Below are 24,177 nucleotides of genomic sequence, written 5' to 3' on the forward strand. Positions count from 1 at the left end.
ACGACAGAATGGGCGAACCCCCGAAGTCTAGCGGCTTCACTGTTCGCTTGCGCGGCGCAGGCGCTCGATGCGCTCGGGCGTAGGCGGATGACTGGCCACATAGTCGCTCCAGTGACCATCCGCCTCGTCCTCGGTCAGATCACCCTCTTCGATGGCCTGACGGGTCAGCGCGTCGAGCATCTCGGCGAGCAACATCGGGGACTGGTGGGTTTTCTTGAGCAGGTCGGCACCATAGTCGTCCGCCTCGCGCTCGAAGTCACGCGAGTAGGCCGAGTTGAGGAGCACCGAGGCCCCGGCCGTGGCCAGCGCGCTCGCGTCACCAGTCCACACGGTCACGACAGCGGCCAGAATCGAGGCCTGCACCACGTTGCGCAAACCGTGTCGATGTCGCACGTGACCCAGTTCGTGGGCCACCACGGCCGCCACATGCTCGGGCGTCTGTGCCAGCTTGACCAGTTCATCGGTCACCACCACCGTGCCACCGGGCAAGGCGAACGCGTTCGCGCCGACCTGGGGGGCACTGCGAAAGTGCAGGGTGACCGGAATCTGGCGCTCGCGGGCAGCCATCAACGGCGCAATGGCCGCGCGCAAATCTGCCTGCTGCTCATCCGACAGCTGCGTGGGCTTTAGAAAATCGATCTTGTCGAGCGACACCATGAACTGCTTGTCGATCATCTCGACGGCGGAGTCGGGCAGTGCCTGGGCAATCCACTTGGCCGCCAGCGGCACACCCCAGCGATACCCGGCAAAACCCACCACCGCCAGCACCATCAAGGCAATCAGAACGCGCAGGCCACTGCCCTGCCAGACGGTGATGGCACGCTCACGGTGACCACAGGCGGCGAGGAACTGGCTCAGCGCCGCGCCCTTGGGCACTTCGCACACCCGGCCGTCCGGCAGATCGAGGCGCCGTGTGGCGCCGAGCGGCTCATGCCATGACAGCGCATTGACCACATAGCGCTCGCGCGCGTCCGATCCGTCCAGCCAGACCACATCGACTCCTGTCCCGGTCACCGTCAGCCGGACCGGCGTCGGCCGGCTCGACTGACCGTCGAAAAGGCGCCCCTCGACGCTCGCTTGCCCGGCCATCAGAAGCCCAGGTCGATGTCGAGCAGATCGGCGGCCTCTTCACCGAGCACGCGCGCCTCTTCTTCCTGCTGCGCCACGAACTCATCAATGGAGCCCGCCGGCAGCATGGCAATGTTCTCGACCCGGTAACGATGCAGTCGCACCACGGCGAACGGCCGGTACAGACCCAGCGTCAGGGCCGTCAGCAGCCAGTTCGTGAGGACGATGAAGACATACTTTCGCGCTTTCATGCGCGAAACGAAGCCGTGGTTCGCCAGGTTCATGCGGTTGAACACCAGATTGGTCATGCGCACGCTGATGTAGGGTGCCACGATGGCCGCCCCCACGTAGATGCCAAGCACGCCAATGAAAATGCTGCCGATGATGGCATCGCGGTTTCCACCCGCGCCCAGCGCGCCGATCACACCAAAGCCAGCAAAGGCAGAGGCCACGAGAATCAGCACCAGCCCGGCCCCCATCAGCATCTTGTAGATGGGGCCGATCGGCAACTCGACCTCGAAGTCTTCGGTGCCGAAGTGCAGGGAATTGACCAGATACCTGCGCTGCGCCTTGAGCGCGTAGGGGGTCAGGATGCCCAGCGTGAACGCGGCGGCAATCGGCCAGAGTACCCATGCCTTGGCGGCATCGCCCACCCCGCCGGTGAAGCGGAAACGGAGACCGCGCCAGCTGGTGTTGTGGGCACGGAAGCGCATGGCCTTGGAAATCATCCACGGCAACAGCGCCAGAAACAGGAGGGTGACCAGCAGGTTGAGAATCGGGTTGAACTCGGCCGCGATGTTGGCCACGACCAGCACGGCGGCCACCAGCAGGCGGCCCTTGAGGATGTTCACCGGGTCCGCGTGATACTCGAAGGGCGACAGATCGAGCACCGTGTTGTTGAGAAAGTAACGCTCTCGGCGCACTTTGGCCCAGGCAGAGTAGATGCCCAGGGTGACGATCGACAACACCACATTGACGATCCAGATCTTGAAATATTCACCGCCGGAGCCGGTGAAACTGAGGGGCAGTTCATCCTGAACGGCCGTGTTCGCGCCCATGACGGGCAGCGTCTGATTGGTATCCATCGACAAATCCATTGTTTTTATGTGTGCCTGAGCAGGGCTGTTTCCGGCGTGCGTAACGCAGGTTGCGCGCGCAGCCAAGACCCTATCACAGGGATGCCGATGGAATTCAGCCTTCTGTCACACTTAGGCCGCCGTTGGCGACGCTCAAGCCCCTTCGAGCGCTTCGACCACCTTGTCGGCCACCCGGTAGCCTTGCTGATCGTGAATCTCGACCATGCAGGTGGGGCTGGTCACATTCACCTCGGTGAGGTGTCCGCCGATCACATCGAGCCCGACGATCAGCAGGCCGCGCGACCACAGGGTGGGCGCCAGCGTCTCGGCGATTTCACGCTCCCGGTCGGTCAGCGGCATGGCCACACCCCGGCCACCCGCGGCCAGATTGCCACGCGTCTCGCCCGCCTTGGGGATGCGCGCCAGGCTGTAGGGAATGACCTGACCGCCGATGATGAGCACGCGCTTGTCGCCGTCAACGATCTGCGGCAGGTACTTCTGCGCCATGATCGTGCGCCCACCCATGTCGGTGAGCATTTCGATGATGGCGTTGCGGTTCGGATCATCCGCACGCACGCGGAAGATGCCGGTGCCGCCCATGCCGTCCAGCGGCTTGAGGATGGCGTCCCCCATGTCGTCGATGAAGGCGTTCAGGTCGTCGGCGGCACGGGCAATGAGAGTGGGTGCAGTGAACTGGGCAAACTCGGTGATGGCGATCTTTTCGGAATGGTCGCGTACCGAGCGCGGGTTGTTCCAGACCTTGACGCCGGCCGTCACGGCGCGCTCAAGCAACCAGGTGGCCGTAATGTATTCGAAGTCGAACGGCGGGTCCTGGCGCATGAGCACCGCATCGAACGCACCCAACGGCTCGGTCGTGGTCTCGCCCGGCGCATACCAGGCGTTGTTGTCGTCCGACACGGTGATGGCTTGCGCACGCGCCATCACCTGCCCCTCCCGCCACATCAGGTCAGGCCTCATGATGGCGTGGATGCTGTGCCCGCGCGCCTGAGCGGCACGCATGATGGCGATGCTCGAATCCTTGTAGGCCTTCAGGCCGGGCAGGGGGTCAAGAATGAAGGCCAGACGCATCAGGAGTTCTCGTGTTGAGCAGGGTCGATCAGGGGCGGGCGCAAGGTGACATAGACCCGGCGCGCCACGTAAAAACCGATGGCGGCCACGATGAGCCCCACCGGTAATACCACCACCGCGCTGGCCATGGGCATCATCTGCGCCTCGGTGGTGGATGCAGTCAGCGAAAGCGCCCCGATCAGCAGGACGGCGCTGGTGATGGCGCCACCGATCATGGCCATCAGCAGCGCCAGGGGCGCCGGCCAACGGGTCATGCCGCGACCTGTTCCAGCGAGGTGCTCGCCGTCTCCTCGATTTCAACGGCGGCAGCCAGCAAGGCCAGTCGGGCGACGACGCCATAGGCGTAGAAGCGGTTGGGCGGCGCATCCGGCCCCTGGGCTGCATCCGGCAGGGTGCAGCAGGTATCGAAGGCCAGCGGTTTGAAGTGCATGCCCGGGGCGTTGAGGTTCTCATCACGGCCACGCTCGGTGTGGACGCGGTAGAAACCGCCCACCACGTAGTGATCCATCATGTAGACCACCGGTTCGGCCACCGCATCGTTGCAGGTCTCGAAGGTGTGCACGCCTTCCTGGATGATCACTTCCTGCACTTGCAGGCCTTCCTTGATCACCGACATCTTGTTGCGCTGACGTCGGTTGAGACCTTGCACCTCGGAGGCATCCTTGACCGTCATCACGCCCATGCCATAGGTGCCAGCGTCGGCCTTGACGACCACAAAGGGCTCGTCGGACACACCGTATTCCTTGTACTTGGCGCGAATCCGCGTCAGCAGGGCATCGACCTGACTCGCCAGGCACTCTTCACCCGTGCGCTCCTTGAAGTTGATCTGCCCGCACACGCCGTATTCCGGGTTGATTCGCCACGGGTCGATGCCGATCACCTGCGCGAAATCGTTCGCGATGCGCGAATAGGCCGCCGCGTGATTGGACTTGCGACGCGAATGCCAGCCGGCGTGCAGCGGCGGGATCAGCCACTGGCCGTCCAGATTGCGCAAGACCTCGGGCACACCCGCCGACAGATCGTTGTTGAGCAGTACCGCGCAGGGGTCGAACCCCTTGACGCCCAGTCGGCTGCCATGGCGCTCGAGCGGTTCAAGAGTGAGCGAGGAGCCATTGTCGAGCTCCAGCGTGGTCACCTCGGTCACCTCGGGCGACAGGCTGCCCAGTCGCACTTCCAGCCCCGTCAGCCGCAGGATCGACACCAGTTGCGCCACGTTCTGCAGATAGAACTGGTTGCGGGTGTGATTCTCCGGGATGAGCAGCAGGCGCCGGGCATCGGGGCAGATGCGCTCGATGGCGGCCTGGGCTGCCTGCACGCACAGGGGCAGGAACGAGTCGTTCAGGTTGTTGAAGCCGCCCGGAAACAGATTCAGGTCAACCGGCGCCAGCTTGAAGCCGGAGTTACGCAAGTCGGTCGAGCCATAGAACGGCGGACGCGTGTCCAGCCACTGGCTGCGGAACCATTGTTCGATTTCGGTGCGGTTGTCCAGAAAAGCGCGCTCGAGTTCGAGCAGCGGACCGGTCAGCGCCGTGGTCAGGTGGGGAACCATGTTGTTTTTGCTCCTTGTGCCGGCGCGCGCCGGCGTACACGGGGTTTGCGCAATATTACACCCGATGCCCGGAAGCCTTGCAGCGGGGAAGACCCGGACACGGTATCGAGCCTGTGGCATCAAATATGGAAAAGCGTTCAATTTCGAGCCGAAGTCACCCCTGCCGGGTGAGCCTCGACTGCTTTAAGAAAACCTTTTTGATATCAAGACCCTGGAAATTCATTGTCGGAAACACGACAATGCCGACGCCCTAACATGGTGCATATCTCATTGATTCATATTCATTTTTTTGTAAGCAAGACTTGAAATTTCGCCTTAATGCACGATAATCCGCGGCCATTCGTAGTCAGGTCGTCAGGAGACGTAGTACCCATGTCCGCACAATTCGCCAGCCTTCCGCTTCCCTTCGCCCAATTCCCCATTGCCCGCCTTGGCAGCCGCTTCGGCTATCGCTTCGAGGGCGATCAGGTTGAACTCAACGCGGACATCGAATCCGTCAATGGTTACAACGACCTCATGAGCCTTCAGCTGTGGGCCTGCGACGCTTCCGGTCAACCCGATCGCGCCATCAAGGTCGGCGAATGCGCCGCCGACGCCTTCAACGGTGCCTGGGGCTGGAGCGACGCGCTGCCGCCGGCCGGCCGCGAAGCACGCACCATGGTGCTGGCCCTGACCGCCAATGGCGAAGTCCAGGACTCCGTCACCCTGCCGAATGCCCAGCAGTTCAGCCAGCCGCGTCTGGCCGGTTGCAGCGGCTACCGTCTGGAGAATGGCGACGTCGAAATCAGCGTCGAAGCCATCGAGAACCCGCGTGAGAGCGACAACGTCAGCGGCGACCTCAATGTCGAGCTGTGGGCCCTCGAAGCCCCTTACGCCGGTGGCGCTTTTACCGGCACCCAGATTGCCCAGGTCAATGTCGGCCGTCTCGGGGGCGAGCAGCGTCTGGACAACCTCAACTGGCACGTGGCTGCCACGCTGCCGACTGAAGGCCGCTGGTACATGACGCTCATGCTGCGCGAGTGGACCGCCAACGGTTATGTCACCCGCGATTTCGCGGCCTACCCGCAGATTTTCGATGCCGATGCGCGCGATGTGACCGCTCAGCCGGCTGTCCAGACCCCCGCGCCGGCCGCCAAGGCCCCGGCAACGGCCAAGGCCCCCGTCGCCCCGGCAGCCAAGCCTGAAGCCAAGCCCGCCGCTCGCAAGGCCGAGCCGAAAGCCGAAGCCAAGCAGCCGGCCGCCAAGCAACCCGCTGCGAAGCCGGTCGCCAAAGCCGAAGTCAAGGCCCGGCCGATGCAGGCCGAAGCCGCTCAGGTGTCCATCAACACCGCGTCGGAAGCCGAGCTGGCTGCCATCAAGGGGCTGAGCAAGACCGTGGCCAAAGCCATCGTTGCAGGTCGTCCGTACGCGTCGGTCGACGCCCTGGAAGGCGTGAAGGGTCTGGGCAAGAAGACCCTGGACAAGCTGCGCGCGTCGCTCAAGAAGTAATCGCCCTCAGGCGGGCGGCAGCGTGGCGGTGAAGCGCACGCCGTCGCCCGTGGGCAGATTGGCCGCCGACAGGTGGCCACCGTGGAACCCGGCGATCAGCCGGGCCACAAACAGGCCAAGGCCCAGGTGCGGATTCTCGCCGCCATCGCCTTTGCGCCCGGATACCATCGAATCGAACAACTTCCCTTCAAGCGCCTCCGGGAGCAGTGTCCCGGTATTGCGTACCGACAGGGTCACACCATCCTCGTCCGACGCCAGCTCGATCGTCACCGGCGTGCCTGCGGGTGCGAAATCGACCGCATTCTCGACCAGCTTGTCGAGCATCTGTGCGGCCAGGTCCGGCGCGCCACGTACCCACAACGGCGCCGCCCCGAGCATCGACTCGATGCGCGCCTCCCCATGCGCCACCCGGTAGCCCTGAATACACTCTGCGACGACCGCATGCAGGTCGTAACGCTCGGGCTCCGTGCTGGCAAGCGCCTGCTCCATACGCGTCGCCTCGCTCATGCGCGACAGAATGCGTGTCAGCCGCGCCAGGCCCGCATGCGCACGCTCGATGTAGGCCTGGGACGAGGCCGGCAAGGGGTCGAGCTGCAGGTTTTCAAGCGACGAGCGCACCACGGCGATGGGTGTGCGCAACTCGTGCGACAGGCGGCTGGCCATGTTCTCCAGGTAGCCATGGTGTTGAGCCAGTCGCCCCAGCAGACGCGAGAAGCTGCGCGACAGGTCGCCCACCTCATCGCCGGCACGCGAGGCCGCCGCCAGCTGGCTGATCCGCCCCTGGGCATCGACCGCGCTCTCGGCCTCATCACGCAGCCGGCGAATGCGCCACGACAACCGCGACGCAAACCCCAGCAACACCAGCGTGGCAATCGCCAACCCGGTCAGACTGAGCAAGGTCAGGCGCTCGATGGCTTCATCACGGACCGAGAGGATGGCATGGGTGCTCTCCTCGACCACCACGGCCCCCTCGACCCGGTCACCGACCCACACCGGATGGGCGGCGGCAACCACCACCACATCGCCACTCCCCACAGGGCGTGTCCAGCTTGCGGTCGCACCGAACAGCGCACTGGCCACGGCCTGTCCCGACGGCGGTGTCACATCGCTCAGCAAGGCCTTGATGTCCGCCTGAGCGCGTACCTGACCACCGGTCAGCTTTCGCCACCACCGGGTGATGGGGCCGGGCGGCCGGATCTGGTCCGGATCCACCAGCGCACCACTCATGGCAATCACATCCAGATCGCGGTCCACAACCCAGATCCGGGCCGTGTTGCGCTCCAGCCCCCGCAGGATGGCGGCCACTTCGCGCGCGCCATCCACGGGCGCAGCGGGGCGGACAGGCGGCTCGGCTGCCAGCGGATCGCTGACCCGGTCAGGCATGCTCGAGATACTCAGATCGAGGATTTCCTCGTTCGGGAGAATCGAGTCACTCAGACTCACCTGACGCCCGGCGCCATGCGCCGCAAACAACTGGGGGCGCTCGTGCAATGCTGTCGCCACCGCGCGGGCAGTCGCCACCAATGCCGAGCGCTGGCCTTCGCGCAGAAAACGCGCCATTTCCTCCACGTATTGCAGCCCCACCCAGGGCAGGGCAAGCAACAGCAGAGAGACCAGAGCCAGTTTGGCTCGCAGGCTGAATCGGATTCGCATGGACGCGTGAAGAATGGCCGTGACTCGATCAATCAAGTCTATAACATCGACCCGTTTTCATTCCGGCGCCACAGGACCGACCCTAAACGCATGGAATACAGCGATTTTTTTGCAACAAGATGCAGTTGGCGTGGTAAAACATAGCCCAATCGATGCTCGCAATCTGTAGTTACAAATAGAGCGCATCCACGACGACACATCGCTCGCGTACGCTTCAGGGGGAAGCCAGGCAGTGACAACGTATGCCATTGTATTCAAGGGGGAACTGCGCGAGGGCTTCATTCGCGAAGCAGTCATGGCCGCGTTCAGGGAGCGCGCCAACCTCAGCGAAAAACAGATTGAACAGATCTTTTCGGGTCGCACGGTCACGCTCAAGAAAGGCCTGACCCGCGATGCGGCCAAACAGTTCGCCCGCGATCTGCGTGCGATCGGCATGCGCATCATTGCTGCCACCGAAGGCGGCAGTGGCACCGCCCCGGGCGCCCCGCCCGCACCCGGCACTCATCACATTCTGTTTGCCGGCCGCGTGGCTGACGGATTCGACGCCGAAGCTGTCAAGCTGACGGCCTCCAAACGCCTCAAGTTCAGCGATCAACAGGCCGACCTGCTGTTTTCCGGCAAAGAGGTGACGATGAAGCGCGGGCTCAGCGAGGACAAGGCCCGCCACTATGCGCAGACCCTGCGCAAGCTGGGCATGGAGGTCCGCGTCGATCCGCCCCTGCCCACGCTGCCCGAGGAAGACCCCGCCCTTGTCGAGGCCGAAGCCTCGTTGGTCCAGACCCAGCTGGCGCCGGCCGCACCGTATAACTTCGAAGAGACGTTCCACAGCAGCTCGAGCCTCGAGCCGCTCAACGGCAGCGCGGCAGACGAAGGCGCCATGGCCGGGATTCACCCGTCACTGCTCGCACCGGCCCCCGAACCTGTACCCGAGCCCAGATCAGCTGCTGCCGCCAAGGCATCCAGCCACCAGCACGCTGACACGGTGGTGAATCATGACCTGGTGGCCGCGTATGCGGATGCATTGAACGACCCGGCCGCCGATCCGGAAATCGACGCCCTGCGGGCAGCCCACGACTATCCCGAGCCACCCCAGACCATTGCCGCCGGGTTCGACATCGCACCCGAGCCGCAGATGCCGGAGGTCAAGGTCCAGAGCCCGTTCGACCCACCCTCGGAGCCGGTGCCTCCGGCCCCCGAGACGGTCATGAGCCCGCTGGACGAGCCGGCCCCCTCGCGGCCACCTGCCGCCGCCCGGGGCCGCGCCACCGAATCGGTGATGCCCCCTGAAGACGATCACGAACTGGAAGAAATTCAGCGTGCCGCCGAAGAAAAACGCAAATGGCTGCTGGCCGGCGGATTCATCGTGCTGGTGGCGGCCGGGGCCGCCTGGGCTCTGATCTGATCCCGGGGCGCTGACACGTCAGGCCCGCGCCTTCCACCGATATCCCGCGCCATACACGCTGTCGATCTGGTCGAACGCCGGGTCGATGGCGGCGAACTTCTTGCGAATCCGCTTGATGTGCGAGGTGATGGTGCCGTCGTCCACCACCAGCTTGGCGTCGGACATGAGCTGATCGCGACTTTTCACGTGGCCGGGATGCCGCGCCAGGGTGTGGACCATCCAGAATTCGGTGAGCGTGAGCGGTACCGGCTCGCCTTTCCATGAGGCGGTGAGGCGGCTCACGTCTAGCATCAACTCATCGCGCTCGACGCGGTCCTCCTGCGGGGCGGCGTCGGCCAGCACGTCGAGCCGGCGGAACAGGGCGGCCACCCGTGCCAGCAGGTGGGGCAGGCTGATGTCCTTGGTCAGGTAGTCGTCTGCGCCCAGGCGCAGGCCGGACACCACATCGAAGTCGCTGTCGCGCGCGGTCAGGAAAATGATGGGCACCCGCTGTGACAGGGCCCGGAGTTCCGCGCACAGCGTAAAGCCCCCTTCCGGCTCGTCACCCAGCCCCACGTCGATGATGGCCAGGTCCGGCAGGCGGTCGCGGAACGCGGCGAGCGCGGCCGGGCGGTCGGCATAGGCCGCCACCTCGTAACCCTGCCGGGCAAAGGCGTCCGAGTAATTGGCGCGGATGGCCGCCTCGTCTTCCACGATTGCAATGCGTCTTCCCATGGGGCGCTACTTTAGCACCTCGCCCGGCGCGATCCGCATGCCGGATGCACCTGCCCTTTTTTTGCCATATTTGATCGGCAGCTTGCCCTTTTCGCTGCCCAAATCGGTCCGCTTGCCCCGTTTCAATGACGCCATGCAAAAACGTCATGAAATGGAGAACGCCATGACCCCCGCCCCGCTCAGATTTGCCGACCGCGCCCGTGAAGTGGTCGAACTGCTCGCCCGCCTGCTACTGATGTTCGTCACCGGCCTGGCCGTCAGCGTCGCCCTCGGGGGCGTCGTGCTGTTGCTGTCCGGCCCGGCCCACGCCGCCCAGGAGGACGGCATCACCCAGGGCACCTTGCTGTTTGCCGGCGCGGGTGAAGGCGACCCCGAAGCCGCCCCCCTGCTGCACACCGATGTGGATCTGCGCATCAGCGGGCCCATCGTGCGTGCCAAGGTGGTGCAGCGTTTCCGCAACCCGGCCAATGACTGGAAGGAGGGCAGCTATGTGTTTCCGCTGCCCGAGCATGCCGCCGTGCATCGCATGCGCATCCGCGTGGGCGACCGCCTCATCGAAGGCGAGATCAAGGAAAAGGCCGAGGCCAAACAGATCTACGAACAGGCCAAGCGCGAAGGCAAGCACACCGCGCTGGTCTCGCAACAGCGGCCCAATATCTTCACCACCAAGGTGGCCAACATCGGCCCCCGCGAGGAGGTGCGAGTCGAGATCGAGTACCAGCACACCCTCGACTACACCCTGAGCGGCGACGTCGGCCGCTATCAGCTGCGCTTCCCGATGGTGGTGGCCCCGCGCTACATCCCCGGCCAGGTGATCGCCGACGAGGAGACCGGCACCCTGATCGGGACCGACGTGGTGCCTGATGCCGCCGCCATCCTGCCGCCCATGATGCTGCCGGATGAGGCCGGCCCGATCTACAACCCGGTGAGCCTCAACGTCTATCTCGACGCCGGCGCCCCCATCGGCGAAGTGGCCAGCCCCCATCACCGGGTGCGCATCGACACCCTCAAGCCCTCGGTGCGCCGCATCCGCCTGAGCGAGGGCCGCACGCCCGCCAACCGCGACTTCGTCCTCAACTGGTCCATCGCACCGGGCAAGACGCCCCACGCCACGCTGTTTCTGGAGCCGGGTCTGAACAAGGACCATGTGCTGCTCATGCTCACCCCGCCCGAGCCGGGCAGCGTCACCGCCCGCCTGCCGCGCGAGGTGGTGTTCATTATCGACACCTCCGGCTCCATGGAGGGGCAGTCCATCGAACAGGCGCGCGAGGCACTGGCCATGGCCTTGACCCGCCTGACGCCGGAGGACCGCTTCAACGTCATCGAATTCAACTCGGAGGCCTTCAGCCTGTTCGATCAGGAACGCGAAGCCACTGCCGGCAACGTGCGCCTGGCGGTCGACTGGGTGCGCGCCCTGCGCGCCCGTGGCGGCACCGAAATGGCCGCCGCGCTCGATCTGGCCCTCAAGGGGGAGCGGGGGCGCGACCGGGTGCGTCAGGTGGTGTTTCTCACCGACGGCGCCGTCGGCAACGAGCAGCACCTGTTCGGTCTGATCAAGGCGGGCCTGGGCGATTCACGCCTGTTTACCGTGGGTATCGGCTCGGCGCCCAACAGCCACTTCATGCGCAAGGCGGCGCAGGCCGGTCGCGGCACCTTCACCTACATCGGCAAGATCGACGAGGTGCAGGCACAGATGAACGCCCTGTTCGCAAAACTCGAGTCACCCGTCGTCAAAGGCATTACCGCCCACTGGCCCGACGGCGCGAATGCCGATGCCACCCCGGACCCGCTGCCCGACCTGTATCTGGGCGAACCGGTGATCGTGGCCGCCGCCATCGACCATGGCGCCCGCGGCGAATTGCGCCTGACGGGCGACTCGGGCGACATCCAATGGACCAGCTCGCTGGCCCTGGCCGACGCCAACCCCGGCGAGGGCATCGGCGTGCTGTGGGCGCGTCGCAAGATCGACCAGTGGATGGACACGCTCTCCGAAGGCGCCACCGAAGACGAGGTGCGCCCCCATGTGCTGGCGCTGGCGCTGGAACACCAGCTCGTGAGCCGCTTCACCAGCTTCGTGGCGGTCGACAAGACCCCCGCCCGCAGTGCCGAGGCGGCCCTCAAGTCCGGCGCCGTGCCGGGCCACTTCCCGGCCGGCTGGTCGCCCAGGGGCGTGTATGGCGAATTGCCGCGCGGGGCCACCGACGCCCGCTGGCACGCCCTGATGGGTCTGCTCGCACTGGCCCTGTTCCTGATGTCGCGCCGCCTGCGCATCCGTTGATTCCTCTCACCCGTACCGCCTTCAGGAGAACCGATCATGAAAACCGCCTGCCACCATTGCGATCACAGTGAATTCCTCGGCGTCGAGTGCGCCTGGCCCGCCCGCGAGTGCCTGAGCGACGAGGCCACCGGCTCGCGCCATACCCGCCGCACCATGCAGCGCATCTTCCAGCTCACCGCGGCCGCCTTTCTGATGGTCGCCATCTGGGAGTTCGGTCAGGCCGGCTACATCCACGCCAAGGCCTGGCTGGCGCAACACCTCATCGCCGACGCCTGGGAACGCACCCTCGCCGGCGAAACCCAGGTCAAGCCCTGGCCCTGGGCCGACACCTGGCCGGTGGCCCGGCTGCGTGCCCCGAAGCAGGATGTCGATCTCTACGTGCTGGCCGGCAGCAACGGCCGCACCATCGCGTTTGGCCCGGGTCATGTCTTCGGCACGGCGGAACCCGGCGCCACCGGCAACAGCGTCATCGGCGCGCACCGTGACACCCACTTCGCCTTCCTGCAATGGCTGGAGCCGGGGGACGAGCTGGAGGTGGAGACCCCCACCGGCTTCGTCCAGGTCTATAAGGTGAGCAGTCGCGAGGTGGTGGACAAGGACGACACCGAGGTGCTCGATACCTACCCGGGCGAAACCCGTCTGACGCTGGTCACCTGCTACCCCTTCAACGCGATCTCGGCAGGCGGGCCGCTGCGCTATGTGGTGACGGCCGACAAGGTGGCCCCGCCGCAGGTGGCTGCCGACGACCGCAGCGTGCCGAGGATCTGGCTGTGAGGCGCGCTGCGCTGGCCGGTCTGGCGGTGAGCCTGGCGGCGGTGAGTGTCTCGGTCTATGCCTTCGCGTGGCGACCGGTGGACGGGCTCTTCAGCCCGCCCCGCCGCGCGCCGGGGCCGACGGCCATCGAGCACTTGCGCGAGCCGGGTCGGGTGGGGCTGCGTATCGAGCGCATCAGCGCACTCGACGGTCAGGTGCCGACCCTGGTGGTCACCGCCGACCGGTTGCGTCGCCCGGGTGCGCGCGGCAGGCGCCTGCGCCAGCAGCTCGCCGGCCAGGGGGTGGCGCTGGCGCCCTACGGGCAGACCGTCGGCAACCTGGTGCTGCTTCACGGGCTCGGTAACCGCAAGGAGAACATGCTGCCCATTGCCGAGCGCTTCGCAGCCGCCGGCTTTCGCGTCATCCTGCCCGACCTGCCCGGCCACGGCGACAGCCCGCGCAATCACACCGAATTCGGCCACGACGCCTTCGAGCGCACCCTTCCACGACGGGTGCTGGACGATGTCAGTCGCCAACTGAAGCTGGCGCCACAGCCGGCCATGCTCTGGGGCTACTCCATGGGCGGCGCCTACGCCGTGCATGCCGCCGCCGAGGCGCCCGAGCGCTGGCAGGCGGCCGTCATCGTGAGCAGCTTTGATCGCCTCGATCAGGTGGTTCAGGCCCACCTGGCCCGCCAGATGGGCTCCCTCGCGGGCATCTATCAGCCCTCCGCCGCGCGCCTGGCCCATTGGCTCGGCTCGCCGGACATGGACGCCGTGCAGCCAGTGGCGCTGGGCGAGCGCCTCACCCTGCCGGTGATGATGATCCACGGCGACAGTGACACGACGATCGATCAGGCCCGGGGCCGGGCGCTCTTCGACGCCATCGCCTCGTCCGACAAGCAATGGCTGACCGTCCCGGAAGCGGGTCACCGCAACGTACTGCTGACGGCCATGCCTGTCTACGCCCGGATGTCGGCATGGATGCTGGCCCGGATCGACACCGCACACGGAGACCCTCGATGACGAAACCGCACAGTCAGGCGATCGAGTTGGTGCCCTCGTTGACCGTCGCACGCTCAAGCCCGGTCGGGCTTTGCGCCCTTGTCCGGGAAGGTCTTGCGTTCGGCATCAAGCAGGCTCGCGCCTGCCTGTTTGCGGGGCTCTTCCTGTCCGCGGTGTTTCTGGTACCCAACGGCGGTCTGTGGGGCGTGCCGCGCTACGACGTGTTGCTGGTGATCGCCCTGGCGCTGCAGTTCGGCATGGTGTGCTCGGGGCTCGAAACGCTGGATGAACTCAAGGCGGTGAGCGTGTTTCACCTCATCGGCTTCGCACTGGAAGTGTTCAAGACCTCGAGCGCCATCCAGTCGTGGTCCTACCCGGACTTTGCCTACACCAAGGTGCTGGGCGTGCCGCTCTTCTCCGGCTTCATGTACGCCGCGGTGGGCAGCTACATCATTCAGGCGTGGCGGCTGTTCGATCTGCGCGTGCGTCATCACCCGCCGTACTGGATGGCCTGGGTGATGGCGGTGCTCATCTACGGCAACTTTTTCACCCACCATGCCATTGGCGACTATCGCTGGTATCTGGCCGCCGCCGCGCTCGGCCTCTATGCGCGCACGTCGGTGTCGTTCCGCAGCCTCGACCGGCGCCGCCAGATGCCCTTGCTGCTGTCCTTCCTGCTCATCGGCTTCTTCATCTGGCTGGCCGAGAACATCAGCACCTTTTTCGGCCTGTGGGCCTACCCGAACCAGTTGGGCGCCTGGTCAACGGTGCACCTGGGCAAGTGGAGCAGTTGGTCGCTGCTGGTGGTCATGACCTTCACCATCGTGGCCAACCTCAAACACGTCAAGGCCTGCATTCACGTGCCCGACTGACGACCCCGCCATCAACAAAAAACGCCGTGAGACGCACAGCGTCATCACGGCGTAAAGCACTCATCACGGGCCACCAACCCGTAAAGTGCGTCCGATTACTTGTAGTAACCGACCGCGCAAACCTGGTCACCCACCTTGGTGACGAAGCTCACTTTCTGGACCGGGTCAGCGCCACCCGGGCGCGGCCACACGTAATCCACCTCGGCAATCGCGCCTTCCTTGGCCACAGCGTAGAAGCTCTCGCCAATCGCCTTGCCGGCCTTGTCCTTGAGACCCTTCATGCTTTGACCGGTCAGCTTCGGATGCGCGGTGAAGTTGCCGTCGGGGCCACCGCAGAACGGGTACAGATCACGGTCGGCAAAGCCGGCTTCACCCTTGGCCATCTGGCTCAGGGCCGTCGCCTTGTCGACGCTGATGGCCGCCACGGCCTTTTGCAGCATGGCCTTGGCCTCGTCGGCATTGCCGAAATCCGCCGCCGCAATGGCCGCGTAGGTTGCAAAGCCGAGCATGGCGGCTGCAAATGTTTTCTTCATGGTTCCTCTCCTCATCGTTCTGTTCCTCCAGGGCATCCGCCATGGGGGCGCCGGAGCGCGAGGCGAAGAATATGCATTTGTCGTATTTGTGACAACAGCCTTATTGGCACAAACGTTCGTCACAGCGCATGCGGAAGAATCGCCATCCCATTGTTCCCACAGGGATTTCACGCGCTGCCTGCGGGCGCCTCCCGGCGGTGAAGAAAAACGTCTCCATTTGTGACCGGACATATGACAGGCCGCCCCCTACCACAGCCCGACCGCCTAGTTCAGCGCCGGATCGTTCATCAGCCGCTGCGCCAGCAGGTCGACAAACGCTCTCACCTTCCGCGACCCCTGCGGGCCTTCCCGGTGCACCAGATGCACCGGTCGCGGCGGTGGTTCGAATTCGGCCAGGAGAATCTTCAGACGCCCATCGGCCAGGTGCGGTGCCACCTGATAGGACAGCAAGCGGGTAATGCCAAAGCCTTCGACCGCGGCGCTGATGGCGCCATCGTTGGTGGAGACACTCAGGCGGGGATTGAGACGCACCAGTCGATGCCCCTCCGGCGTCGAAAAGCGCCAGTCGTAGGCATTGGTACCGGCGCTTGAACTGATCATGTCGTGCTCGGCCAGTTCATCGGGCGACGCGGGCAGGCCGCGACGGGCCAGATAGTCGGGCGACGCACACAGCACCATCCGTACCTGGCCGACACGCCGGGCGCGCAGGCTCGAATCCGGTAGCTCGCCGATACGCACGGCCACGTCGACGCCTTCATCGATGAAATTGACCACCCGATCGACGAACAACGCATCGACACGGGTCTGTGGATAGCGCTGCAGGTAGTCGACGATGCCGGGCATGACGAATATCTGGCCGAACAGCACCGACGCGGTGACCGTGAGATTGCCCCGGGGCGCGGCGTTGATGCCCGCGGCGGCATCGTCCGCCTGCACCACCTCGGCGAGGATGCGCCGGGCATCTTCCAGATAGCGTGCGCCCGCCTCGGTGACGCGGACATGACGGGTGCTCCGGTGCAACAGCCTGACCCCGAGCCGCGCCTCGAGCGCTGCCACCGCGCGCGTCACGGCCGGCGGCGACATGTTCATGCGCCGGGCGCCCGAAGCAAAGCCTTCCATCTCGGCCACCGCCACGAACACCTGCATCGCGTGAAAACGGTCCATCGCTTTATTCCACCAAACGCAATAGTGAATTCTGTTTTTCAAAGATTCTTCTTCAGACAGAAACGTAGCACAGTTGCATCACCCGCTGAGCACCGCGGGATCAATCAACCAATCATCTGGAGAATCACCATGAGCCGACTCACCGTCATCGACGCCAACAACGCCAACGAAGAACAGAAAGCCCTGCTCGACGCCATTGCCGCCCAACTGGGCATGGTGCCCAACTTCCTCAAGGTCTTTGCCAACTCGCCTGCCGCCCTGCGCGCTTTCCTGGGCCTGCACGGCATTGCCGGTGAAGGCAGCCTCGACCCCCAGACGCGTGAGCGCATTGCGCTGGCCCTGGCCGAGCAGAACAGCTGCGAATACTGCCTGTCGGCCCACACCGCCATCGGGCGCAAGGCCGGCCTGTCGGGCGCCGAGATCGACGCCAACCGCGCCGGCACCAGCCAGGACGCCAAGGCCGCCGCCGCCGTGAAGCTCGCCCGCTCGCTGGTCGAACACAAGGGTGAAGTCACCACCGCCGAGATCCTCGAAGCACGCAACGCCGGCTACGACGACGCGCAGATCGTGGAAATCATCACCCACGTCGGCATGAACATCCTCACCAACATCCTCGGCAAGGCCAGCCGTGTGGAGATCGACTTCCCCAAGGTCGAACTCAAGCGCGCCGCCTGATACCGCGCCGGTGCGCCCACCTCCCGGGCGCACCGGCGACCTCGACAGGAGAAACGTCATGGCACATCGCTATGCCCAGATCGCCTTCACCGACAAGGTGCGCCAGGCCCAGACCGCGCAGGGCAGCCGACAGGCCTACGCCCGGCTGGACGAGGGTCAGCCCCGCCACCACCGGCTGGGCGACTTCGAAGCGGGCTTCATCGCAGCGCGCGACAGCTTCTACATGGCCACCGTGAACAGCGATGGCTGGCCCTACGTGCAGCACCGCGGCGGCCCCGCCGGCTTCGTACGCGTACTCGACGACAGCACACTGGGATTTGCGGATTTCGCCGGCAACCGGCAGTACGTCAGCCTGGGCAATGCCCTCGGCGACGACCGGGTGTCCCTGTTCTTCATGGACTACCCCAACCGGGCCCGCCTGAAACTGTTCGGACGCATGTCACTGGTCCCCGAAGACGATCCGGCCACCCTCGCCCGACTCGAAGACAACAGCTACCGCGCCCGCGTCGAACGCGGCTTCCTCATTCGCGTGGAAGCCTTCGACTGGAACTGCCCGCAGCACATCACACCGCGCTTCACCGAAGCCGAGTGGGCCGCGCGCACACATGGCGAGGCCGGCGCATACCGCCCCGACCGCTGAACGATCACCCACACCTCCAACCGACCTCAAGGAGCCCCTCATGACCGACGCACAACGCCCCCCGCTACCGCCCTTCGACGCCGACGCCGCGGCCCTCAAGGTCCGCCTCGCCGAAGACGCCTGGAACAGCCGTGACCCGGCCCGAGTCGCACTCGCCTACACCCCGGACAGCCGCTGGCGCAATCGCGACCTGATCTTTCAGGGGCGCGACGCCATCGTCGATTTCCTGACCGCCAAGTGGGCGCGGGAACACGACTACCGCCTCATCAAGTCCCTCTGGGCCCATGGCCCCGACCGCATCGCCGTGCGCTTCGCCTACGAATGGCGCGACGAACGCGGCCAATGGTTTCGCGCCTACGGCAACGAAAACTGGCGCTTCGACGCCAACGGCCTGATGGCCGAACGCCACGCCAGCATCAACGACCGCCCGATTGAAGCACATGACCGGCTGTTTCACTGGCCCCTGGGACGCCGGCCGGATGATCATCCGGGGCTGGATGCGTTGGCTTTGTGATCATGGGGTTGGGCAGCTTCGGGGTAGGAGTGGTCGGTTTCTGTATCGGGCGACCCCTCCGCGCCGAACCTGACGCGGCCCTTTACCTAAAGCTCTCGGACAGATTCGATAGACACCACGCCATGCCAATCGTATGCTCGCCGTGTCTAGTGGATACGAAGTTCCCTTGTTACGCCTGCTGGGTTTGTTGATTTGGTTATGACTGAAAACAAATACGCCACACCGACCAATCCCAAGTACCACATGGGGTTCAAGGCTGCGGGACCCTGCAAGCTATACCACATCGACGTGGTTATTCCCGCAATTTTGCGGTCTACATCAAGTCATGCATACAGATAGTTCGAATGACCGAAGAAGATTTTAGGGAAATAAACTGGTCAGACGAGTTCTATATAGAATTCATTGATGGAAAGAGGCAACTATTTGCTTCAGGCCCAGGAATTAACTGGGATTCAGGTATCAATGAAATCGATGAAAATGAGGGAAGAGCCAACATCTCATGTTGTTTGCAGAAAAAGAGTCCTTCTCAACAGAGATTTCGCTTAATCCATGTATGGGTCGACGAAATTAGAAGAATAGAGGCAATCAATGGCCACGTCCTTTGGCCAAAAAACCATAACAAGGGTGTCAAGTAGATTACGGCCCTGCGGGCCTGGGCGGGGCAAATCAAGTTTCGCTCAAGTTGCCTCCTACAACGGCGTTAGGCCTCAACAATATCTTCCGAGACATGGAACAAGATATCTTCGATTTTTTTGCCAAGTACATCGAGGAACTCGATGCCGATAGTGGCGGCGGAGGCGGGGCTAAGGTACCAGACTTTGAATTGCTCCCGAGGGACTTTCTTGATTTTGCCGAACGCGATCTCGATGCACCGAGATCAATCCACACGCTTGTAAATGCGACCTCCAATCTTAAGCGCGCAGTTGACTGTCAGCTCGATTACTTTCTTTGTACCTTGAACCTCGACGGGTTCTACCGAAGCAAGCGGCTCGGAATTGACAGAAAGCTAGGACTTCTAAAAAGGGCGGGAATCTTCCGATCTCGGTCAATTGAGAAACTAAATTCACTTAGGAATCGTCTGGAGCATCACTACGAAGCCCCCAAGATCGAAGATGTGGAGGTGTACTTTGACTTGGTAGCTGCCTTCGTAAGCGTTGTCGAGTCGGTCATTCCACTAGCGGGCTTTCAATCAAACCTCTGTAACTCGTTAGTTTGTGGAGGCGGTGTCGAGTCGGACTTCTCGCACGGAGAACCGCGCCTACGTTTAACGCTATCTCATACGCCATCTAATTACCGGCGTGTCTTCGAATCAGACCTGTCGAAGTCCGTCGACCCAGTTGCTGACCTAGAGAATTTTTCGTATCTGCTGCGAGTCCATATGCTCTTGCGGAAGCTGGAGGAATCAGGAATTACGGAAACTCATTTTCTTAGAGCTCTGAGCGGGAGCGAACGAGTATGAGGTCTAACTTGTACGTCAAACGCCTGCTTCGAAGCGGTTGAAGTCGTTTACCTGGAACTCTCCCAAGCCCGCTCGCAGCCCCAAGCATTCACGACAATAGAAACGATATCTCAAAAAAAAAGCTCCCCGACGAGGGAGCCCTTCTTCATTACTTTCCACCATCCTCCGATGGCGGCCATGGCTGCGCCACCGTGCAGCCGCGTGTAATTTACTTCCCGGAAATTTCCCGGTCGTAATTCAGGCGCTTGGCCGCGTCGAGCGTGAGCATCTGCATGAAGGCCTTGGTTTCGGCATCCGAACCCACCGGTGAGCCCGAGCCGCCACCGCCGAAGACGTTGGTCGGTACGGCGCGCTTGGCGAAGGCGTCGGCCCACAGTTTGTGGATTTCGACTTCGGTGCGCAGTTTTTCGGCCAGGGCGTTGTCGGCCTGCAGGATGGCCTTCTTCTGGTAGGCCTCGGCGTCGGCGAGGGTGCGCTGGGTTTCAGCCTCGATCCGCGCCTTTTCCAGGTTGATCTGTGCGGTTTCGCGCTCGATCTGAGCCTGCTCCTTGAGCTTGTTGGCGGAGGTGAGGGCCAACTGCTTGTCGGTTTCGGCGTCGGTGGTTTTCTGGATCTGCTCGACTTTTGCCATGGCCTGACGCTCGGCGACCTCACGCTCACCTCGGGCGATGGCCAGCAGGCGCTGCTCTTCTTCCTGGATGCGCTGTTCGCGGGCGATGGCGCGGTCGGCAGAGGCTTTCTGCTTGAGCTGCATGCGCTCGACGAAGCGGCTGTTGGGGGTCATGTTGGTGATGCGCGCGTCGACCACGCTGATGCCGAAGGTGGTGAACTTCTGCGCCTTGCGCCGTGGCGTGCCCTGTTCGTCCAGCACCTTGCGCACTTCGTAGACCACCTTGGATTCGTCGCCGAACTCTTCCTGCTCATTACCCAGGGCCACGTTGGCCGAGCCACGCACCTTGCGCCCGGAGTCCTGATAGACCTCTTCACGGCGGACCAGATAGATGCCGTTGTTCATCTGGTTTTCGAATTCGCTGTTGAATTCGGTGCGGGCGCCACTGTAGTACTCCTCGGCGCTCATGAGCGAGGCAGTCGCCTGCAGGGTTTCCTTGAAGGCGGGCATGAGGGCCGTGCGCAGCAGGTTGGCCGGGGTGCGGTATTCATGCGCCAGCTGCAGGAAGCCTTCGTTGTCGGTGGGGATGGAGAAGCGCACCGTGGCTTCCACGTTGGCATCCACCTGGTCGAGGAACATGATGTTGAGCGGCGGCATGTTGGCGCTGGTCTCATCCCCTTCGACCTCGGCGTACTCCATGTTGGCTGCGGCGCCGGCTTCGGATTGCACGGTCATGGCGCGCTTCCAGGCATTCCAGCGTCCCCACAGGAAGAACTGGTAGCCCACGTCGGAGACGGCGTGTTCCTGACCGGTGATGGTGCGCACGTGATACACGTAGCCCGGCTCGGCGTAAAAGATGGATTCCTTGACGATTATGCCGGCGCCAAGCAGCAGGGCGATCGGGAGCAGAATCTTGCCGGTGTTCAGGCCGATGCGGGAGAGCGGGTTATTCAGAGCCAACGTGGTTCCCCTTGATGGTGTCGAAATCAGGCGGGGATTTTACATGTCATATTCCGTTGGTTTAGTGTCAAAACCCTCAAAAAATGCCCCTTTTGCAGCGCACCATTCCCGGCGTATAGTGGAACCTAATTCCCCATGTGTCTGTCCGTTTTTATATACGGATCACGCGCCAGGAGCGTCCCATGTCGCAAATCGACTGGAATCAGTACGACCCGAATGCCTTTTACGACGAACTGATTGCGGCGCCCGGAAGGCCTCGCCCGGCGGCAGAAGCGCTCTGTCGCTACCTGGCCAGCCTGGGCGAGCAGGACATCAAGGGCCTCAAGGAGGCGGCCGAGGTGGCCATCCAGGTGATGGGTATCACCTTTACCGTGTATTCCGATGGCGACATGATTGATCGGGCCTGGCCGTTCGACATCATTCCCCGCGTGATCCCACTGAACGAATGGCGCACGGTCGAAGCCGGCCTCAAGCAGCGCGTTCAGGCGCTGAACATGTTCATCGACGATCTCTACAACGAACAGAAAATCGTCAAGGATGGCGTCTTTCCGGCGGAGTTGCTTGCCAAGTCGGTGAACTTCCGGCCCCAGTGCGTGGGCATTCATCCGCCTGGCGGCATCTGGGCGCACATCTGCGGCTCCGATCTGGTGCGTGACAAGGACGGCACCATCTACGTACTGGAAGACAACCTGCGCATCCCCTCCGGCGTGTCCTACATGCTCGAGAACCGCAACGTCACCAAGCGCGTGCTGCCCGATCTGTTCCAGACCAGCGGCATCCTGCCGGTGGACGACTACGCCGACCAGCTGCACGAGATGCTGGTCTCCATGTCGCCGCGACAGGCCGAAGAGCCCAACATCGTCATTCTCACACCGGGCATCTACAACTCGGCCTATTACGAGCACTCCTACCTGGCCCAGCAGATGGGCGTCGAACTCGTCGAAGGCTCCGACCTCATCGTGGGGACCGACAGCTGCGTCTACATGCGGACCATCGACGGTCTGGTAAGGGTGGATGTGATCTACCGACGCGTGGACGACATGTTCATCGACCCCAAGGCCTTCAACCCGGACTCGGTGCTGGGCGTGCCGGGACTCATGGAAGCCTGGCGGGCCGGCAACGTGGCACTGTGCAACGCCCCGGGTGCCGGCGTGGCGGACGACAAGGTCGTTTATGCCTACGTACCGAAAATCATCAAGTACTACCTGGATGCAGACCCGATCATTCCGAACGTGCCCAGTTACCTGTGCATGCACGACGACGAACGCGAATACGTGCTGGCCAACCTCGACAAACTTGTGGTCAAACCGGCCAACGAGTCGGGCGGCTACGGCATGCTCGTCGGGCCGCACTCGACGCCTGAAAAACGGGCCGAATTCGCCGAGCTCATCAAGAACGATCCGCGCAACTACATGGCGCAACCGACCCTGAGCCTGTCGGTGGCGCCCACCTTGACGGACGAAGGCCTCGGGCCCCGGCACCTCGACCTGCGCCCCTTCATTCTGTCCTCGGCCAACAATACCTACGTCACCACCGGCGGGCTGACCCGCGTCGCGCTGGTGAAGGGTTCGCTGGTGGTCAACTCCTCGCAGGGCGGGGGGAGCAAGGACACCTGGATCGTTGATACCGACGCCATGGGAGGTAACTGATCATGCTGTCACGTGTGGCTGAAAACCTCTACTGGATGGCCCGCTACATCGAGCGCACCGAAGATACGGCGCGCCTGATCCGGGTGACCCGCTTCCTCATGCTCGACTTCCCCGGCACCACGACCCTGTCGTGGTCTTCACTGATCAACATCACCGGTGCCGACGAGCTGTTCAACGAGCACTACGACGAGCGCAACGCCCAGAACGTGCTCACGTTCCTGTGCGCCGACCGTCGTTACGGCGGCTCCATCATGGGCTCGCTGGCGGCCGCGCGCGAGAATCTGCGCACCACCCGCGACGTGATGCCACGCGAGGTCTGGGAAGAGATCAACGGCATCTATCTGCATGGCAGCAAGCTGCTGTCGGGCACCATCGACGTGCGCAAGATGGACGAGTTCCTGCACACGGTGATCCGCGGCTGTCAGGCGCTGACCGGCATGCTCGATGGCACGCTGAGCGAGTCGCCGGCACGCACCTTCTGCGCCGTGGGCGGCTACCTGGAGCGGGTGGACATGACGTCGCGGATTCTCGACGTCCGCTCGGCCAACCTCCTGCCGCGGACTGCCGACGATCTCAAACCCTTCGAGCAGCTGCAGTGGATGAGTGTGCTCAAGAGCCTGACGGCTTACCAGATGTATCGCCAGCAGGTGCGCACCCGTGTGCGCGGCAAGGACGCGATCCGCTTCATCCTGCTCGACGAGACCTTCCCGCGGGCCATCAAGCGTTGCCTCAAGCGCCTGAACGGCAAGCTGGCCACCTTGCCCCGCAGCCAGGACGCCTGCACGGCGGTCAGCACCGTGCAGGCCTTGCTGACCCGCGAGAACCCGGAAGAGCTGTACGGCGCACCCGACCAGTTGCATCAGTTCCTCGACGAACTGCAACTGGGGGTGATCAACGTGCACGAAACGATCCGCAAGACCTGGTTCGGCGGGGTGGACAGCCCGGCCCCGGTGGTGGACATGCCCACCACCCAGCAGGCGCAGGACGCCTGACAAGAAAACGGGGGCCGCGGCCCCCGTTGTTCATT

General features: G+C 63.7%; 23 protein-coding genes. 13 read left to right on the forward strand and 10 right to left on the reverse strand.

The window, feature by feature from the left end; translation table 11 throughout:
- Positions 1-36 precede the first annotated feature (36 nt).
- The 5 genes from J0W34_RS20270 to gshA form a co-directional block, all read right to left on the reverse strand.
- Positions 37-1,089 (reverse strand): M48 family metallopeptidase, encoded by a 1,053-nt coding sequence (locus tag J0W34_RS20270; RefSeq protein ID WP_230969996.1) that lies wholly within the window; start codon positions 1,087-1,089, stop codon positions 37-39.
- The gene (locus tag J0W34_RS20275; RefSeq protein ID WP_230969997.1) at positions 1,089-2,153 is read right to left on the reverse strand and encodes a YjgN family protein; all 1,065 of its coding nucleotides are present in this window, start codon (positions 2,151-2,153) and stop codon (positions 1,089-1,091) included. The genes J0W34_RS20270 and J0W34_RS20275 overlap by 1 nt, the downstream gene beginning before the upstream one ends.
- Positions 2,154-2,297: 144 nt before the next feature.
- Positions 2,298-3,233, reverse strand: coding sequence for a glutathione synthase (gene gshB / locus J0W34_RS20280; protein ID WP_230969998.1), 936 nt, complete (start codon positions 3,231-3,233; stop codon positions 2,298-2,300).
- Complete coding sequence (locus tag J0W34_RS20285) at positions 3,233-3,487, reverse strand: hypothetical protein (protein ID WP_230969999.1); 255 nt, start codon at positions 3,485-3,487, stop codon at positions 3,233-3,235. The genes gshB and J0W34_RS20285 overlap by 1 nt, the downstream gene beginning before the upstream one ends.
- Positions 3,484-4,782 (reverse strand): glutamate--cysteine ligase, encoded by a 1,299-nt coding sequence (gene gshA, locus J0W34_RS20290; protein WP_227815966.1) that lies wholly within the window; start codon positions 4,780-4,782, stop codon positions 3,484-3,486. Before gshA ends, J0W34_RS20285 begins: the two co-directional genes overlap by 4 nt.
- A gap of 372 nt (positions 4,783-5,154) precedes the next feature.
- Between gshA and J0W34_RS20295 the strand changes: the two genes are divergently transcribed.
- Positions 5,155-6,270: a ComEA family DNA-binding protein gene (locus J0W34_RS20295; protein WP_230970000.1), complete on the forward strand. Its 1,116-nt coding sequence runs from the start codon at positions 5,155-5,157 to the stop codon at positions 6,268-6,270.
- A gap of 6 nt (positions 6,271-6,276) precedes the next feature.
- On the opposite strand, the gene J0W34_RS20300 is transcribed toward J0W34_RS20295, so the two are convergent.
- Positions 6,277-7,923: an ATP-binding protein gene (locus J0W34_RS20300; RefSeq protein WP_230970001.1), complete on the reverse strand. Its 1,647-nt coding sequence runs from the start codon at positions 7,921-7,923 to the stop codon at positions 6,277-6,279.
- Between the two features lie 232 nt (positions 7,924-8,155).
- Here J0W34_RS20300 and J0W34_RS20305 point away from each other — a divergent pair, with 232 nt between their 5' ends.
- Entirely contained in the window at positions 8,156-9,325 is a 1,170-nt protein-coding gene (locus J0W34_RS20305; RefSeq protein ID WP_230970002.1) for a hypothetical protein, read from the forward strand.
- 18 nt (positions 9,326-9,343) lie between these two features.
- Here J0W34_RS20305 and pdsR read toward each other — a convergent pair whose 3' ends face one another.
- Positions 9,344-10,039, reverse strand: coding sequence for a proteobacterial dedicated sortase system response regulator (gene pdsR / locus J0W34_RS20310; protein WP_230970003.1), 696 nt, complete (start codon positions 10,037-10,039; stop codon positions 9,344-9,346).
- Positions 10,040-10,202: 163 nt separating this feature from the next.
- On the opposite strand from pdsR, the gene J0W34_RS20315 reads away from it, so the two are divergent.
- From J0W34_RS20315 to J0W34_RS20330, 4 genes are read left to right on the forward strand one after another with little or no spacing between them, the layout of a single operon-like run.
- Complete coding sequence (locus tag J0W34_RS20315; RefSeq protein ID WP_230970004.1) at positions 10,203-12,317, forward strand: marine proteobacterial sortase target protein; 2,115 nt, start codon at positions 10,203-10,205, stop codon at positions 12,315-12,317.
- 36 nt (positions 12,318-12,353) lie between these two features.
- A complete protein-coding gene (locus J0W34_RS20320; RefSeq protein ID WP_230970005.1) occupies positions 12,354-13,091 on the forward strand; it encodes a class GN sortase in 738 nt (245 codons plus the stop codon).
- Positions 13,088-14,095: an alpha/beta hydrolase gene (locus J0W34_RS20325; RefSeq protein ID WP_230970006.1), complete on the forward strand. Its 1,008-nt coding sequence runs from the start codon at positions 13,088-13,090 to the stop codon at positions 14,093-14,095. Before J0W34_RS20320 ends, J0W34_RS20325 begins: the two co-directional genes overlap by 4 nt.
- Positions 14,092-14,946, forward strand: coding sequence for a DUF817 domain-containing protein (locus tag J0W34_RS20330; protein WP_230970007.1), 855 nt, complete (start codon positions 14,092-14,094; stop codon positions 14,944-14,946). Before J0W34_RS20325 ends, J0W34_RS20330 begins: the two co-directional genes overlap by 4 nt.
- A 95-nt stretch (positions 14,947-15,041) precedes the next feature.
- Here the strand turns inward: J0W34_RS20330 and J0W34_RS20335 are convergent, their stop codons facing one another.
- Together J0W34_RS20335 and J0W34_RS20340 are read right to left on the reverse strand one after the other, a co-directional pair.
- Positions 15,042-15,479 carry a cache domain-containing protein gene (locus J0W34_RS20335; RefSeq protein WP_230970008.1) on the reverse strand — a complete coding sequence of 146 codons (438 nt, stop codon included), beginning with the start codon at positions 15,477-15,479 and terminating at the stop codon, positions 15,042-15,044.
- A gap of 264 nt (positions 15,480-15,743) precedes the next feature.
- Positions 15,744-16,643, reverse strand: a complete 900-nt coding sequence (locus tag J0W34_RS20340; RefSeq protein WP_230970009.1) for a LysR family transcriptional regulator — start codon at positions 16,641-16,643, stop codon at positions 15,744-15,746.
- Positions 16,644-16,772: 129 nt separating this feature from the next.
- On the opposite strand from J0W34_RS20340, the gene J0W34_RS20345 reads away from it, so the two are divergent.
- From J0W34_RS20345 to J0W34_RS20365, 5 genes are all read left to right on the forward strand, one after another.
- Positions 16,773-17,318 carry a carboxymuconolactone decarboxylase family protein gene (locus J0W34_RS20345; RefSeq protein ID WP_227815955.1) on the forward strand — a complete coding sequence of 182 codons (546 nt, stop codon included), beginning with the start codon at positions 16,773-16,775 and terminating at the stop codon, positions 17,316-17,318.
- 58 nt (positions 17,319-17,376) lie between these two features.
- Entirely contained in the window at positions 17,377-17,958 is a 582-nt protein-coding gene (locus J0W34_RS20350; protein ID WP_230970010.1) for a pyridoxamine 5'-phosphate oxidase family protein, read from the forward strand.
- A gap of 40 nt (positions 17,959-17,998) precedes the next feature.
- Complete coding sequence (locus J0W34_RS20355; protein WP_230970011.1) at positions 17,999-18,472, forward strand: nuclear transport factor 2 family protein; 474 nt, start codon at positions 17,999-18,001, stop codon at positions 18,470-18,472.
- A gap of 344 nt (positions 18,473-18,816) precedes the next feature.
- The gene (locus tag J0W34_RS20360) at positions 18,817-19,107 is read left to right on the forward strand and encodes a hypothetical protein (protein ID WP_230970012.1); all 291 of its coding nucleotides are present in this window, start codon (positions 18,817-18,819) and stop codon (positions 19,105-19,107) included.
- 92 nt (positions 19,108-19,199) lie between these two features.
- Positions 19,200-19,931, forward strand: coding sequence for a hypothetical protein (locus J0W34_RS20365; protein ID WP_230970013.1), 732 nt, complete (start codon positions 19,200-19,202; stop codon positions 19,929-19,931).
- Positions 19,932-20,139: 208 nt separating this feature from the next.
- Here the strand turns inward: J0W34_RS20365 and J0W34_RS20370 are convergent, their stop codons facing one another.
- A complete protein-coding gene (locus J0W34_RS20370) occupies positions 20,140-21,501 on the reverse strand; it encodes an SPFH domain-containing protein (RefSeq protein ID WP_230970014.1) in 1,362 nt (453 codons plus the stop codon).
- 182 nt (positions 21,502-21,683) lie between these two features.
- Between J0W34_RS20370 and J0W34_RS20375 the strand changes: the two genes are divergently transcribed.
- A complete protein-coding gene (locus J0W34_RS20375; RefSeq protein WP_227818091.1) occupies positions 21,684-23,150 on the forward strand; it encodes a circularly permuted type 2 ATP-grasp protein in 1,467 nt (488 codons plus the stop codon).
- A gap of 2 nt (positions 23,151-23,152) precedes the next feature.
- Positions 23,153-24,142 (forward strand): alpha-E domain-containing protein, encoded by a 990-nt coding sequence (locus J0W34_RS20380; protein ID WP_227818092.1) that lies wholly within the window; start codon positions 23,153-23,155, stop codon positions 24,140-24,142.
- Positions 24,143-24,177 lie beyond the last annotated feature (35 nt).

The sequence above is a fragment of the Nitrogeniibacter aestuarii genome (genome assembly GCF_017309585.1).
Classification (GTDB): domain Bacteria; phylum Pseudomonadota; class Gammaproteobacteria; order Burkholderiales; family Rhodocyclaceae; genus Nitrogeniibacter; species Nitrogeniibacter aestuarii.

What these genes read in the sequence shown, in the direction of transcription:
- J0W34_RS20270 (WP_230969996.1), bottom strand. Translation starts at nt 1,089, where the DNA reads ATGGCCGGGCAAGCGAGCGTCGAGGGGCGCCTTTTCGACGGTCAGTCG.
- J0W34_RS20275 (WP_230969997.1), bottom strand. Translation starts at nt 2,153, where the DNA reads ATGGATACCAATCAGACGCTGCCCGTCATGGGCGCGAACACGGCCGTT.
- gshB (WP_230969998.1), bottom strand. Translation starts at nt 3,233, where the DNA reads ATGCGTCTGGCCTTCATTCTTGACCCCCTGCCCGGCCTGAAGGCCTAC.
- J0W34_RS20285 (WP_230969999.1), bottom strand. Translation starts at nt 3,487, where the DNA reads ATGACCCGTTGGCCGGCGCCCCTGGCGCTGCTGATGGCCATGATCGGT.
- gshA (WP_227815966.1), bottom strand. Translation starts at nt 4,782, where the DNA reads ATGGTTCCCCACCTGACCACGGCGCTGACCGGTCCGCTGCTCGAACTC.
- J0W34_RS20295 (WP_230970000.1), top strand. Translation starts at nt 5,155, where the DNA reads ATGTCCGCACAATTCGCCAGCCTTCCGCTTCCCTTCGCCCAATTCCCC.
- J0W34_RS20300 (WP_230970001.1), bottom strand. Translation starts at nt 7,923, where the DNA reads ATGCGAATCCGATTCAGCCTGCGAGCCAAACTGGCTCTGGTCTCTCTG.
- pdsR (WP_230970003.1), bottom strand. Translation starts at nt 10,039, where the DNA reads ATGGGAAGACGCATTGCAATCGTGGAAGACGAGGCGGCCATCCGCGCC.
- J0W34_RS20315 (WP_230970004.1), top strand. Translation starts at nt 10,203, where the DNA reads ATGACCCCCGCCCCGCTCAGATTTGCCGACCGCGCCCGTGAAGTGGTC.
- J0W34_RS20320 (WP_230970005.1), top strand. Translation starts at nt 12,354, where the DNA reads ATGAAAACCGCCTGCCACCATTGCGATCACAGTGAATTCCTCGGCGTC.
- J0W34_RS20330 (WP_230970007.1), top strand. Translation starts at nt 14,092, where the DNA reads ATGACGAAACCGCACAGTCAGGCGATCGAGTTGGTGCCCTCGTTGACC.
- J0W34_RS20335 (WP_230970008.1), bottom strand. Translation starts at nt 15,479, where the DNA reads ATGAAGAAAACATTTGCAGCCGCCATGCTCGGCTTTGCAACCTACGCG.
- J0W34_RS20340 (WP_230970009.1), bottom strand. Translation starts at nt 16,643, where the DNA reads ATGGACCGTTTTCACGCGATGCAGGTGTTCGTGGCGGTGGCCGAGATG.
- J0W34_RS20345 (WP_227815955.1), top strand. Translation starts at nt 16,773, where the DNA reads ATGAGCCGACTCACCGTCATCGACGCCAACAACGCCAACGAAGAACAG.
- J0W34_RS20350 (WP_230970010.1), top strand. Translation starts at nt 17,377, where the DNA reads ATGGCACATCGCTATGCCCAGATCGCCTTCACCGACAAGGTGCGCCAG.
- J0W34_RS20355 (WP_230970011.1), top strand. Translation starts at nt 17,999, where the DNA reads ATGACCGACGCACAACGCCCCCCGCTACCGCCCTTCGACGCCGACGCC.
- J0W34_RS20360 (WP_230970012.1), top strand. Translation starts at nt 18,817, where the DNA reads ATGACCGAAGAAGATTTTAGGGAAATAAACTGGTCAGACGAGTTCTAT.
- J0W34_RS20365 (WP_230970013.1), top strand. Translation starts at nt 19,200, where the DNA reads ATGGAACAAGATATCTTCGATTTTTTTGCCAAGTACATCGAGGAACTC.
- J0W34_RS20375 (WP_227818091.1), top strand. Translation starts at nt 21,684, where the DNA reads ATGTCGCAAATCGACTGGAATCAGTACGACCCGAATGCCTTTTACGAC.
- J0W34_RS20380 (WP_227818092.1), top strand. Translation starts at nt 23,153, where the DNA reads ATGCTGTCACGTGTGGCTGAAAACCTCTACTGGATGGCCCGCTACATC.